Origin of the sequence: Bacillus sp. YBWC18 (assembly GCF_002998775.1) — a bacterium.
Lineage (GTDB): Bacteria > Bacillota > Bacilli > Bacillales > Bacillaceae > Bacillus.
Window position 1 is genome coordinate 215847 of record NZ_PVRI01000001.1, and the last position, 14166, is coordinate 230012.

Annotated in this window: 14 protein-coding genes; 11 read left to right on the forward strand and 3 right to left on the reverse strand. The window is 42.5% G+C overall.

Going from position 1 to position 14166, the window contains the following annotated elements:
• Positions 1-12 precede the first annotated feature (12 nt).
• From C6348_RS01140 to C6348_RS01150, 3 genes are all read right to left on the reverse strand, one after another.
• The gene (locus C6348_RS01140) at positions 13-204 is read right to left on the reverse strand and encodes a DUF3813 domain-containing protein (protein ID WP_024425070.1); all 192 of its coding nucleotides are present in this window, start codon (positions 202-204) and stop codon (positions 13-15) included.
• Positions 201-353, reverse strand: coding sequence for a hypothetical protein (locus C6348_RS01145; RefSeq protein ID WP_034663354.1), 153 nt, complete (start codon positions 351-353; stop codon positions 201-203). Before C6348_RS01145 ends, C6348_RS01140 begins: the two co-directional genes overlap by 4 nt.
• 88 nt (positions 354-441) lie before the next feature.
• Entirely contained in the window at positions 442-1254 is an 813-nt protein-coding gene (locus tag C6348_RS01150; protein ID WP_012009535.1) for a Cof-type HAD-IIB family hydrolase, read from the reverse strand.
• Positions 1255-1390: 136 nt separating this feature from the next.
• On the opposite strand from C6348_RS01150, the gene C6348_RS01155 reads away from it, so the two are divergent.
• The 11 genes from C6348_RS01155 (at position 1391) to argF (ending at position 14150) form a co-directional block, all read left to right on the forward strand.
• Positions 1391-2176: an alpha/beta fold hydrolase gene (locus C6348_RS01155; RefSeq protein ID WP_106041553.1), complete on the forward strand. Its 786-nt coding sequence runs from the start codon at positions 1391-1393 to the stop codon at positions 2174-2176.
• 45 nt (positions 2177-2221) lie between these two features.
• Positions 2222-2530 (forward strand): metal-sulfur cluster assembly factor, encoded by a 309-nt coding sequence (locus tag C6348_RS01160; protein ID WP_060595986.1) that lies wholly within the window; start codon positions 2222-2224, stop codon positions 2528-2530.
• 123 nt (positions 2531-2653) lie between these two features.
• Entirely contained in the window at positions 2654-4099 is a 1446-nt protein-coding gene (locus C6348_RS01165; RefSeq protein ID WP_106041555.1) for an FAD-binding oxidoreductase, read from the forward strand.
• Complete coding sequence (locus C6348_RS01170; protein ID WP_034663338.1) at positions 4096-4644, forward strand: MFS transporter; 549 nt, start codon at positions 4096-4098, stop codon at positions 4642-4644. The genes C6348_RS01165 and C6348_RS01170 overlap by 4 nt, the downstream gene beginning before the upstream one ends.
• Positions 4645-4781: 137 nt before the next feature.
• Positions 4782-5819 carry an N-acetyl-gamma-glutamyl-phosphate reductase gene (gene argC / locus C6348_RS01175; protein WP_189293897.1) on the forward strand — a complete coding sequence of 346 codons (1038 nt, stop codon included), beginning with the start codon at positions 4782-4784 and terminating at the stop codon, positions 5817-5819.
• A 20-nt stretch (positions 5820-5839) separates the two neighbouring features.
• Complete coding sequence (gene argJ, locus C6348_RS01180) at positions 5840-7060, forward strand: bifunctional ornithine acetyltransferase/N-acetylglutamate synthase (protein WP_106041560.1); 1221 nt, start codon at positions 5840-5842, stop codon at positions 7058-7060.
• Positions 7061-7074: 14 nt separating this feature from the next.
• Positions 7075-7851, forward strand: coding sequence for an acetylglutamate kinase (argB, locus tag C6348_RS01185; RefSeq protein WP_034663330.1), 777 nt, complete (start codon positions 7075-7077; stop codon positions 7849-7851).
• The gene (gene argD, locus C6348_RS01190) at positions 7848-8999 is read left to right on the forward strand and encodes an acetylornithine transaminase (protein ID WP_060595989.1); all 1152 of its coding nucleotides are present in this window, start codon (positions 7848-7850) and stop codon (positions 8997-8999) included. Before argB ends, argD begins: the two co-directional genes overlap by 4 nt.
• Positions 9000-9068: 69 nt before the next feature.
• Entirely contained in the window at positions 9069-10130 is a 1062-nt protein-coding gene (locus C6348_RS01195) for a carbamoyl phosphate synthase small subunit (RefSeq protein WP_106041562.1), read from the forward strand.
• Positions 10123-13203 (forward strand): carbamoyl-phosphate synthase (glutamine-hydrolyzing) large subunit, encoded by a 3081-nt coding sequence (gene carB, locus C6348_RS01200; RefSeq protein ID WP_106041564.1) that lies wholly within the window; start codon positions 10123-10125, stop codon positions 13201-13203. The genes C6348_RS01195 and carB overlap by 8 nt, the downstream gene beginning before the upstream one ends.
• A complete protein-coding gene (gene argF / locus C6348_RS01205; protein WP_106041566.1) occupies positions 13200-14150 on the forward strand; it encodes an ornithine carbamoyltransferase in 951 nt (316 codons plus the stop codon). The genes carB and argF overlap by 4 nt, the downstream gene beginning before the upstream one ends.
• Positions 14151-14166 lie beyond the last annotated feature (16 nt).

A 14166-nucleotide genomic window follows, 5' to 3' on the forward strand; every position in this document is an offset into this window, starting at 1 on the left:
GCTTTTTTTATGTTAGAGATCATCGAGCAAGTCTTGGAAGGTATGCAGTTGGTTTCTTTCTGCATCTGTCGAATTGGCAAATGCAGAAGATACGGCATTTTTGGCTCGTTTGACCGCCTGTTGACGCTCTAACCCAGATGAAAATGAAGAAGTAAGGGCTTCTTCAGTAAATGATTTGGCTTGATCAAAAAGTTCGTTTCTCACAATGAACCTCCAGAAGCATCAGTCTTCATATTTCCCCTGTCCGCCGCCGCTTCTTCAAGTGTCGAACGATAAGGAAAACGTGCGTCATGCAGACTGACTGAATCTTTACCTTGTTGTATAAAGCGTTTCGATTTGCTTCTTTTACCCATTCGGAATCCGCCCCTTTACACAAGCTGACAGGACAACCTGTCTAACGGTAGTATGCCCGCTTCCTTCGGTTATGTATGAATGGAAAAATTAAAGCGAGAAGTAATTCGTTAGAAACTTTGCAATCCCATCTTGTTCGTTCGTATCAGTGACTTCATTTGAAACACGTTTCACCGCATCGATTCCATTGCCCATTGCCACGCCGCATCCAGCAAATTCAAGCATTTCTAAATCATTGTCTTCATCTCCGAATGCCACAATCCGCTCCTGTGGAACGCCGTAATAATCACTGATCTTTTGCAGTCCAACGGCCTTGTTCATGCCTGTTTTAATGATTTCAATCACGTGCCACGGTGCAGCCCATCGCCGGTGATCAATCACTTCTGCATGAACATCTGATAAATAGCTTCGAATGGCTCCAACGTCCTCTTCTTTTGCATGGATTAACACGCTCGTCACATTTTCTCCAAGGTTGTCCCGAAGGTCTCCCACGGTGACTTTATTTGCATTCATATTAAATATATCAATGAGCTTCTCATCATGGTAATGGAAATACAAATCGTCTAACACTTCAGCTAGCACATTGTGCACTTTGTACTCCTCACTAATGTCTACAAGCTGTTTAACGACTTGGAGATCAAGTGACGTATGAAATCTGCCCCATTTTTCATCAAGAGGATGATGGACAAACGCGCCATTAAAATTCACAATGGGTGAATCAAGCTGTAATTGCTGATAATAAGGAGAGCTGGAACGAAATGGCCGGCCGGTTGAAATACAGACATGATGCCCGCTGTCTTTCACTTTTTGAATGACGTCAAGCGTGTGTGTAGAGATGGTTTTATCATCTTTTAATAACGTGCCATCCAGGTCAAGTGCGATTAGGTAAGGTTTAGTCTCCATAAAATCTCCTTTGATCTGTAAGTGATAGGAGGCAGTTCGTGCGGCGCCTCTACCTATAGTGTATCTTTATCACATCTTTGTTGTCTACATGTTAAAATAAACAAAGACGGGAATGATAAAGGAGGATTCATAGGCTGTGATCACCATTGATGAGCAAACTGAACACGATATTCCATTTTTACATATCGTAAAAGCTGAAAATAAAGACAAACCGCTGCCGCTTGTATTTTTCATACACGGATTTACAAGTGCACGTGAGCACAACTTACACTTCGCCTTTCATTTGGCGGAAAAAGGCATGAGAGTGATTTTGCCTGACTGTGCTTATCATGGTGTAAGATCAGAAAACCTCAGCTTAGAGGAACTGGCATCAAAGTTCTGGGAAATTGTCCTGAACGAAATACGTGAAATCGATATACTCAAAACATACTTTCAAGAAAAACAATTGATTGAAGCCGATCTGATTGGTGTTGCAGGTACTTCCATGGGCGGCATCACGACCTTTGGTGCACTCGCCAAGCATGATTGGGTTAAAGCAGCAGTCAGCTTGATGGGCAGTCCGAAATATACGACATTCCTACAAGCACAAATCATGGACATGCGGCACAAAGGGTTGATGAAAGAGATTACAGACGAAGAGGTTCATCAGCAGTTAGACGCCCTGCGCCCTTATGATTTAACGCTGCAAACAGATCGATTAAACAAAAGACCGCTGTTATTCTGGCATGCAGAAAACGATCCTGTTGTCCCTTACCGGCATGCAAAGGCTCTTTATGACGAGTTAGCCGCAACCCAATATAACGAAGACCCGCACCTGATTCGTTTTATCACAGACGGACAAGCTGGCCATAAGGTTTCAAGACAAGCAATGTTTGAAACGATTGACTGGTTTGTGACACATCTGAAAAGCACAAACGTTTAGTCAAAGGAAAAAGTACGTTATACTAATGGAAAAGGAGTGGATATCATGGATGAAGCATTGAAAGAAAATATTTTAGGCGCCCTAGAACAGGTGATTGACCCTGAGCTAAATGTCGACATCGTCAACCTTGGACTTGTCTATGATGTCGATCTTGATGAGAATGGAAAAGCGGATGTCACCATGACCTTAACATCAATGGGTTGTCCTCTTGCACCAATTATCGTGGATGAAGTCAAAAAAGCATTAAGTGATCTTCCAGAAGTGAAAGAAACAGAAGTTCACATCGTATGGAATCCGCCTTGGACACGAGACAAAATGTCAAGATACGCAAAAATTGCGCTCGGTATTCAATAAGCACATATGAAAAATGCCTGGTATGAGTTGAACTCATGCCAGGTTTTTTTATGAAAAATTAAGGTGGGAGGAGAGAATGGATTGATATAATGAATGTAATTTTATAGAACGGAGTACCTAATAATGAAACGAAAATGGTTATGGATCGTACTTTTGATGGGATATGCTGCTGCATTTTTTGCATCAATCACCATTCGCGAGGAGCAAGCACACAAAAGACAAGATCTTGAGGCCTTTACAGATGTCAGTCATCTCATGCCTGTCAAAATAAAAAAAGTCGTTCAAGGAAAAGAAATAGACACTTTAAAAGAAGTATTAGAAGAAGCGAAAGCAAAAAACCTGCCGATATCAATTGCCGGCAAACAGCATAGCATGGGAGGCCACACGTATTATGAAAATGGCATCGTGCTCGATATGACAGAATTCCGTCAGATTTTAGCATTTGATGAAAAAAAGAAAACCATCCGTGTCCAAAGCGGCGCTACATGGGATGATATACAAACATATGTGAACCCCTACGGTCTTGCCGTGAAGGTCATGCAATCACAGAATATCTTCACGATTGGCGGTTCTCTCAGTGCAAACGCACATGGACGTGACATTCGCTACGGATCACTCATTGACACGGTTCGTTCCTTTAGGCTGCTAAAGGCAGATGGGGAGATCGTTACAGTGAAGCCAGGCGATGATTTGTTTACAGCCGTTATTGGAGGATATGGTTTGTTCGGTGTGATTTTAGATGTTGAGCTTTCGCTAACGAGAGATGAATTATACAAAATGGAGACAACCTCTCTTGATTATCGTGAATACACCGATTATTTTCAAAAGCATGTCAAACACAATAAAGAAGTACGCATGCATCTCGCAAGAATCTCAACAGCAAAAACAAACTTTTTGAAGGAGATGTATGTAACGAACTATTCCCTCTCAACTCATCAAGAGCTCGAACCATACCGAGAGCTAAAGGAAGATCAGCTCGTCATGCCATTGAAATTTATGCTCGGCCTTTCAAGAAGATTTGATATGGGGAAAGATCTGCTCTGGAATTTGCAAAAAAAGTATTTCCAAAGTCAAAATGATCAGCTGATCACAAGAAACAATGTGATGCGTTCAGATTCTGCTTTTTTAGAATATGAAAATGAGTCAGACACAGATGTGCTTCAGGAATATTTCGTCCCAGTTGACCGCTTTCGTGCGTATATCGATGAAATGAGAGACTTTTTACAACAGGAAGAATTGAATTTAATGAACATCACGATACGCTACGTACAAAAAAATGAAAAAGCGGATCTCTCATATGCGAAAGAAGATATGTTTGCTCTTGTTCTTTTAGTGAATTATGGTTTTGAGAAAGAAGAGAAGGCAGAAGCAGAGCGGATCATCCGGCAAATGACAGATATCACGCTGCGGCACCATGGAAGCTATTACTTACCGTACATGCCTTATCAAACGAAGGCACAAATGAAGCGGGCGTATCCTAAAACCGATGTATTCTTCCAAAAGAAAAAGAAAGCAGATCCAGATGGCAGGTTTATCAATTACTTTTATGAAAGGTACAATACACAATGAATGCAAAAGCAATGAAATGGTTCGTCTACTCACAAAGCCTGCTGTTTTTCGCCAGCAGTTTGATTTTCCCTTTTTACATTCTTTTTATTAAAAATGTTGGTTCAAGCTATTCACAGTTTGGTCTTGCCTATGGCTTGTTTGGTTTAAGCGGAGCGTTTATTCATTTACTCTTAGGGAAACTACCCGAAACTACTGACAGGCGTCTCTTTTTAATCATTCATTCGTTCGGTATGGCGTTTCTTTTACTGCTATTTCCGCATATAACAGAAGTGGAGCAAGTGTATATGATTCAGCTTGCACTTGGTGCGTTAGGCGGCTTTCAAAAACACGGGGAGAAACTGCTCGTCACGGAACTGACAACAGGTAATAAAAGAATGAAGGAGGTTGGCCACTATCATTTTTGGACAGCTCTTTTTTCATCCATCGCGATTATGCTTGGCGGCCTGTTTGCTGATTTCTTTACCGTTCATTTCATTTTTTATGCAAGCTCCATATTATATTTATGCAGTGCGCTCATGGTCATCTATATCAAAAACGAAAGATAAATCCGCATGTCTCATGAAGATATGCGGATTTTTTGTTGAAAAAAAATGAAAACAAATATTAAATATACAATTGAATTAATTTTTATACATGTTATAATGTTAAATAATTTCACAAAGATCAAGAGGGTGTATTGACGTTGAAAATAGGTATTATAGGTGCTACAGGGTACGGTGGTGCGGAATTGGTTCGTATCTTCAAGCATCATCCACATGTGGAGGAATGTATATTGTATTCATCAAGTGGTGATGGGCAATTATACAGTCAATCTTATCCGCATCTAACAACTATTACTGATCAAACATTAAAAGCCATTGATCCAGCTTCCATTGTGCGAGAAACAGATGCTGTGTTTTTAGCGACACCAGCAGGCGTATCAAGTGAACTTTCGCCGAAGCTCATGAATCAAGGAGTGCCCATTATTGATTTATCAGGTGATTTGCGCATTCAAGATGGCGAAACCTATGAAGCTTGGTATAAACGAAGGGCAGCTGATCAAGCATCTGTTCAACAAGCTGTGTACGGATTATCTGAATTAAATCGTGAAACAATTGAGCAGGCTGAAGTTATTGCAAACCCAGGGTGCTTTCCTACCGCAGTTCTTCTCGGTTTAGCACCGCTGATGAAACAGAATCTAATCGATGAATCTATGATCATAATAGATGCAAAAACAGGCGTGTCCGGTGCAGGACGATCTGCCTCACTTGGAACGCATTTTTCAGAGCTAAACGACAATTTTAAAATTTATAAGGTAAATGAACATCAACATACACCTGAAATAGAGCAAATATTAAGAGAATGGAATCCGCAAACGGCGAACATCACATTTTCAACGCACCTTGTCCCGATGACAAGAGGGATTATGGCGACGATGTATACACAGCTGAAATCAGATGTCACAAAAGAGGAATTGATGAAGCAGATGAAGGGCTTTTACGAAGATTCCTATTTTGTCAGAGTGAGAGATCACGGGGTGTATCCGCAAACAAGAGAAGTATACGGCAGTAATTTCTGTGACATTGGCTTTCATTTAGATGAACGTACAGGCAGACTCACGATTGTGTCTGTGATCGACAATCTCATGAAAGGCGCAGCCGGCCAAGCGGTTCAAAACTTCAATATCATCAAAGGCTTAGATGAAGAGGCGGGCCTCACAATGACACCTCTCTATCCATAAGAACAGGGGAGACAACAAACATGATCGAATTGAATGAAAAAAGCATTGTTAAAATAGACGGTGACGTATCATCACCAAAAGGCTTTGAAGCGAAGGGGATTCATATTGGATTACGCTATTCAAAAAAAGACCTTGGACTAATCATCAGTGAGGTGCCGGCAGCGAGTGCAGCGGTATATACACAAAGTCACTTTCAAGCTGCGCCTCTACAAGTCACTCAGAAAAGCTTAAAAAAAACAGGGCAATTAAAAGGTGTCATTGTCAATAGTGCCATCGCCAATGCATGTACCGGTGAACAAGGTTTGAAGGACGCATTCGAAATGCAGGCAGCCTGCGCAGATATGTTAGGGGTAGAACCTGATTACATTGCTGTTTCTTCTACGGGTGTCATTGGAGAGTGTCTCGATATGGATAAAATCAAAAAAGGCATCACTCAGCTGAAAGAAGCAAAAGCAGGAAATGGTCATTTTGAAGAGGCGATCTTAACGACAGATACAGTCATTAAAAATACAACATACACCCTGACGATAGACGGCAAAGAGATTCTGATTTCAGGTGCAGCAAAGGGCTCTGGCATGATCCATCCGAACATGGCAACGATGCTTGGCTTCTTGACAACGGATGCAAATGTCGAGCAGGAAGCACTGAAAAACGCACTTCGTGACATTACCGATGTGACCTTTAATCAAATTACCGTCGATGGGGAAACATCGACAAACGATATGGTACTCGTAATGGCAAATGGCATGGCAGAAAATGAAGCACTCAATGAAAAGCATCCAGAATGGCCATTGTTCAAAGAAGGATTAAAGCTAGCTTGTGAGGATCTTGCCAAAGAGATTGCAAGAGACGGAGAAGGTGCAACGAAATTAATTGAAGCGCAAGTTGCTGGCGCCAAAAATAATTTAGAAGCCGGCATCATAGCGAAGAAAATCGTCGGTTCAAGTCTAGTGAAAACAGCCGTATACGGCACTGACGCCAACTGGGGGCGTATCGTCGGAGCCATTGGCCATAGCGCAGCTTCCGTCACACCGGAAGAGGTAGAAGTTTATTTAGGCGGACAATGTCTGTTTAAACATAATGAACCGCAGCCATTCTCAGAAGAGGAAGCAAAAGCGTATCTAGAGCAGGATGAGATCACGATTTTGATTCAAATGAATGAGGGAAATGGTAAAGCAGCAGCATGGGGCTGTGACCTTACCTATGATTATGTGAAAATTAACGCGAGCTATCGCACATAATGAAGGAGATAGACATGGATAAAACGATCGTATTTAAGTGTGGAGGCAGTGTCATTCGAGAACTTTCAGATACCTTTTATGAAAATGTCCGCTCACTTCAAGCTGCTGGATTTAAGCTGGCTATCGTCCATGGTGGAGGTCCTGAAATCACTAGCATGCTGCAAAAATTAGAAGTGAAAACAGAATTTGTTGACGGGCAGCGTAAAACAACGAAGCCTGTATTAGAAGTAGCTGAAATGGTCCTCTCGGGAACGGTGAATAAATACTTTGTGTCAGAGCTCGCAAAGCATGATATTTCATCTGTCGGCGTATCTGGAAAAGATGGGCAGATGCTTGTCGCCGATTTCCTCGATCAAGACGTGTACGGATACGTTGGCGAAATCAAAGAAGTCCATCCAGAGATGGCAGAAGCATTAATGGAAAAACAATTTATTCCTGTTATTGCACCGCTGTCTATGACAGAAGAATGCCAAACGTTAAACGTAAATGCTGATTTAGCAGCATCAGCTGTCGCAGGAGCGATGAAAGCTGATAAGCTCATGTTTGTTACAGATGTGGAAGGCATTTTAAAAAATGGTGAATTATTAGATGTCGTCACCGAACAAGAAGCTCTTTCACTCATTGATGAAGGCATTATTTCCGGGGGAATGATTCCAAAAGTGCAATCCGCTTTAAGTGCTTTATCAGGAGATGTGGATGAAGTCATGATCGTGAATGGCAAAGGCAGTATCTTTACAGGGGAAACCTTTAAAGGAACAAGAATTGTGAAACAAAAGGAGGCGGTCCTGTGAGTCATCTCTTTCAAACGTATGGACGGTGGAATGTTGAAATTAAAGAGGCAGCAGGTTCTTGGGCAGTCGATACAAATGGAAAAAAATACTTAGACTTTATACAAGGCATTGCGGTTACAAATCTAGGCCACAATCACCCAAAGGTCAATCAAGCCATCAAGAAGCAGCTTGATCACGTCTGGCATGTATCGAATCTATTTGAAAATGGACTGCAGGAAAAAGCAGCAGAAAAGCTTGCGGCAAACAGTTCAGGAGACCTCGTGTTTTTCTGCAATAGCGGAGCTGAGGCAAATGAAGGCGCGATCAAATTAGCGCGTAAAGCAACAGGGAAAACAAATATCGTGACATTTTTGCACTCTTTTCATGGGCGCACGTATGCTGGTATGGCTGCTACAGGTCAAGATAAAATTAAAACTGGCTTTGGCCCTATGCTGGAAGGCTTTCATTATGTACCGTTTAATGACCCAGACGCTATTGCGGCGTGTGAAGTCGATGATGTGGCAGCGGTGATGCTTGAGGTTGTGCAAGGAGAAGGTGGAGTAAATCCAGCGACAGCAGAATTTCTAGAAGCCGTTCAAGCGTTTTGCCAAAAGCATGAAGCACTGCTGATCGTAGACGAAATTCAAACGGGTATTGGACGTACAGGAACAGCGTTTGCATACGAACAAACGGGACTTGATCCTGATATTATCTCTTCTGCTAAAGGCTTAGGAAACGGCTTCCCAGTCGGTGCGGTCATAGGGAAAAAGGCTTTAGGAGATGCATTCTCACCAGGTTCACACGGAACAACCTTTGGTGGCAACATGCTTGCCATGGCCGCAGTGAATGCAACACTCGATGTCATTTTCAAAGAAGAGTTTCTTTCAGAAGTCAAAGAAAAAGGCGCTTATCTGTTAGAAAAGCTGCAAGATCTGAAACAACTGAATATTGTAAAAGAAGTACGCGGAAAAGGATTGATGGCAGGGATTGAATGTCATCAGCCAGTCGGTGATTATATCACAGCTCTTAGAGAACAAGGGTTGCTGGTACTTCCAGCTGGTCCAAATGTGATTCGGTTATTACCTCCGCTGAATGTAGAAAAAGCAGAAATAGATCATGCAATAGAAGCGATTACTCAGGTTTTAGCAAATGAAGCAGTGACGGTATAAATTTTTTTACACCAAAACGCATAAAAATGCATTTATATTACTAATTATTCAATTTGGGGTGACACAAGCATGAAAGGTTATTTAAATTTAGAAGATGGAGCCTCTTTTGAAGGAGATCTGACAGGAGAAGCTGGCATGAAAGGTGAAGTGGTTTTCTTTACAGGGATGACAGGTTACCAAGAGGTGCTCACAGATCCTTCTTATAAGGGACAAATCATTGTTTTCACATATCCACTCATCGGAAATTACGGTATTAATCATGAAGACTTTGAGAGCAAAAAACCACAAGTGAAAGCTGTCGTTGTGTATGAAGCAGCTGATCATTTCTCTCATCATCTTGCAGCGGTTAGCTTAAAAGATTATTTACAGAAGTGGAACATTCCGCTTCTGACGCATACAGATACACGTGCAGTCGTGCAAAACATCCGGGCAAATGGGACGATGAACGCTGTGATCAGTGTAGACGAAAACGAAACACCGCCGGCCATGAAACAAGACAATGTGGTCGCACAGGTGACAGAGGACGAGATCTACACACAAGGCAGCGGCGAGGAACATGTAGCGCTCATTGATTTTGGCTTTAAAAAATCAATTGCAGATTCGCTTGAAGCGCGCGGCTGTAAAGTAACCGTCATTCCGTACAAACAGCTGGAAAAGGTGTTTGAGATCAAGCCAGATGCGATTCTGCTGTCAAATGGACCTGGTGATCCCAAAACAATGAAGCCATATTTAAAAACCATTCATGACATCATGATGACCTTCCCGACACTTGGAATCTGCTTAGGTCATCAATTAATCGCTCTCGCACTTGGCGGGGATACGTATAAGCTTCCATTTGGCCACCGCGGGGCGAATCACCCTGTACAAGATACAGAATCCAAACGTGTTTTCATGACAAGTCAGAATCACAGCTATGTGGTGAATGAAAAAAGCATGAATGACAAAGAAGTGGACGTGAAATTCCTTCATGTCAATGATGGATCTGTAGAAGGTTTCATTCATAAAGAGAAGCTAATTATGTCAGTTCAATTTCATCCAGAAGCACACCCAGGTCCTGCTGAAAGTGAATGGGTATTCGATGATTTTATTGAGAAAGTGAAACAAGCAAGGAGAGAAGTTGCACATGCCTAAAGATCAAAACATACAAACCATTCTAGTCATCGGGTCTGGTCCAATCATCATTGGTCAGGCAGCAGAATTTGATTACTCAGGAACACAAGGATGTATGGCCTTAAAAGAAGAGGGCTACAAAGTCATTTTAGTGAATAACAACCCAGCAACCATTATGACAGACGAATCATTTGCTGATGAAATCTATTTTGAACCGCTTTCAGTTGATTCAGTGACAAGAATCATCGAAAAGGAAAAACCAGATGGTCTTTTAGCCAACCTTGGCGGACAGACCGCTTTAAACCTTGCTGTCGAGCTAGAAAAAGCCGGTGTGCTGAAGAAGCATGGGGTAACCCTGCTCGGAACGTCAGTTGAAACAATTGAAAACGGTGAAGATCGAGAGAAATTCCGTGCTCTCATGAAGCAGTTGAACGAACCTGTGCCAGATAGTGAAATTGTGGATAATGCGAAAGATGCCCTTCAATTTGCAAAAGAAGTAGGCTTCCCAGTCATCCTAAGACCAGCATACACACTTGGCGGAAAGGGCGGCGGAATTGCTTTAACAGAAGAAGCGTTTAAACCGCTCATTGAAGGAGCCCTTTTAGCGAGCCCGATTCATCAGTGTTTAGTTGAAAAAAGCATCGCTGGCTTTAAAGAAGTCGAATATGAGGTCATGAGAGACCGTCAAAATACGTGTATTACGGTTTGTAATATGGAAAATATCGATCCAGTTGGTGTGCATACAGGAGACTCGATTGTCGTTGCACCTTCCCAAACATTAACAGACCAGGATTATCAAATGCTTCGTTCAGCGAGCTTGAAAATCATTTCAGCACTGGATGTAGTCGGCGGATGCAACATCCAATTCGCCCTTGATCCACTCAGTAAAGAATACTTTGTCATTGAGGTGAATCCACGGGTCAGCCGTTCATCTGCTCTTGCCTCAAAAGCAACAGGCTATCCAATTGCTAAAATGGCGGCAAAGCTTGCGGTAGGCTATACACTAGACGAACTCAAAAACCCGCTCACAGGCACAACTTATGCTAGTTTCGAGCCGGCACTCGATTATGTCGTCGTGAAATTCCCACGCTGGCCGTTTGATAAATTTAAACAGGCAGATCGTCAATTAGGAACAAAAATGAAGGCGACTGGCGAAGTCATGGCGATTGACCGTAATTTAGAGTCAGCCATTCAAAAAGCCGTCGCCTCCCTTGAAATCAAAACAAAGGGCTTCCATCTGCCAGAATTGAAAGACCAATCGACTGAACAACTATTTGAACTGATCAAAACACCAGACGATCGACGTTTCTTCGCTGTCATGGAGCTTCTTTCAAGACAAGAAACGGTCGAAACGATTCATCAAGCGACGAAAATTGATCTATTCTTCTTACATGTGTTCAAGAATATGATCATTCTCGAACAGGAATTGAAGAACCATGAGGGAACGCTCTCAAAAGACACCTTGAAAAAGGTAAAGGAAAAGGGCTTCCTTGATGAAACGATTGCTTTTCTTACAGGCCACAGTGAAGAGGCTATTAGGCAGCTTCGTCAAGAATATGACATTACGGCTTCATTTAAAATTGTCGACACATGTGCGGCAGAATTTGATGCAAAAACGAACTACTTCTATTCCACATACTTTGGCAAAAGTGATGGAGAGCATCAGGAGAAAACAAAGCAGCGTGCACTCATCATTGGCTCTGGTCCGATTCGAATTGGGCAGGGAGTCGAGTTTGACTATAGTGCAGTTCATGGCGTTCTTACCCTGCAAAAGCTTGGCTTTGAAACCATCATGATGAACAACAATCCAGAGACGGTCAGTACGGATTATGAGATCGCAGATCGTTTATATTTTGAACCCATTACATTAGAGCACATCTTAAACGTTGTCGAAGCAGAAAAAATTGATTTCGTCATCGTCCAATTTGGCGGACAGACTGCCATCAATGTAGCAGAAGGCTTAGAAAAAGCCGGCGTCACGTTGTTAGGTACATCCTTTGACACGCTAGATGCGCTCGAAGATCGTGATTTGTTCTATCAGCTTCTTGATGAACTGAATCTTCCTCATGCAGAAGGAAATACGGCTGACTCAAAAGAAGAAGCACTCGCACATGCCAGAATCATTGGTTACCCTGTGTTAATTCGCCCATCGTATGTCATTGGCGGAATGGGGATGATCGTTGTCCAGTCAGAAGCACATTTGACATCATTGCTTGATCAGCCAGATCATTTGCCGTACCCGATCTTAATTGATGAGTATGTCACTGGAAAAGAAGTTGAAGTGGATCTGATTTCTGACGGAAAAACGACCTTCATTCCAACGATCGTGGAGCATATAGAGAAAGCGGGCGTCCACTCAGGTGACAGCTTTGCCATTTTACCAAGTGTCTCCATCAGCGAAGATATCAAACAGCAGGTGCATACTGCGTCCGAACAAATAGCGAAGAAATTAGCGTTTAAGGGCATTATGAATATCCAATTTGTGATCAAAGGGGATCAGGCGCTTGTACTAGAGGTAAATCCGCGGGCAAGCCGGACGGTTCCAGTCGTCAGCAAAGTAATGGGCATTGACATGATTCCGCTTGCGACTCAATTATTAGCGGGTGCGACGCTTGAAGAACTGAACCCTGCAACGAAAAACAAAGGGGGAACAGCGGTCAAATTCCCAGTCTTCTCATCACATGCCATTCAAGATATTGACTTAAAGCTGACACCTGAAATGAAAGCGACAGGAGAAGGAATGTGTGTAGGCAAGAACGCCGAAAGCGCCTTGAAAAAAGTGTTTGCGTCAATCTGGCATCAGAAAGGCAGCCTCTTTATAAAAGGCAGTGAACAATTGGTAGATAAAGCGAAACATGCAGGCTTTGACGTCTGGACGGACAGCTTTGAAACTTGGCTGCAAAACGAAGATAAGTCGCTTCATATCCATTTAGGGGAAGATGAAGAGGCAAAAGAGCAGCGTGTAAAAGCACTCACACATGGCGTCCAAGTTCTAACCGAAGATGAAACAGCTCAAGCATTCCTGCAAGGGAAAAATGGAGATGTATCACCAGTATCGCTCAAAGAATTATATAAAAAGGAAGTGACGGCATGAGTCAAGTCGACGTGCAACCGGCATTATACGGAAAAGACTTTTTATCGTTAAAAGATTTCTCAATCAATGACATTGCTTATTTAATTGAAAAAGCGGAAGAAATGAAACAAAATCCCTATCAGGATTTATTCAAAGGGAAAACGTTAGCGATGATCTTTGAAAAATCGTCAACTAGAACCCGTGTATCGTTTGAAGCGGGAATGACGCAGCTAGGAGGACATGCGCTCTTCCTCAGCTCAAATGATTTGCAAATTGGCAGAGGAGAAACGATCAGTGATACGGCACAAGTGCTGTCTGGCTATGTAGATGGCATTATGATTCGGACCTTTGAACATGAGAAGGTCGAGGAGCTAGCACAATACGCGTCTATTCCTGTCATCAATGGACTGACTGACTACTCCCATCCATGTCAGGCACTTGCTGATTTATTGACAATCAAAGAAGTAAAAGGAACATTAAAAGGAATCAAAGTAGCCTATATTGGTGACGGAAATAACGTGGCTCACTCCTTGATGGTCGGCTGTGCGCAGCTAGGCTGTGACATTGCTGTTGCATCACCAGAAGGCTATGAACCGCTCCAAGAAGTAACAGACACGGCACGTGAGTTTGCAAAACAATCAGGCGCAGAAGTCATCGTTACGACAGACCCTGTCGCTGCTGTCCAAGATGCAGATGCCATTTATTCCGATGTGTTTACAAGCATGGGGCAGGAAGCAGAAACAGAGAAACGCCTTGCTGAATTTAAAGAATATCAAGTCAATGACGAACTAATGAGTTATGCAGCAAAGGATTATATTTTCCTTCATTGTCTCCCGGCACACCGCGGAGAAGAAGTGACAGCAGACATTATTGACGGGCCGCACTCAAAAGTTTTTCAGCAGGCAGAAAACCGTTTGCATGTACAAAAAGCGTTAATCAAAGAGCTCATGTATCAACAAACCAATTAAATGAAAAGTGTCCCTG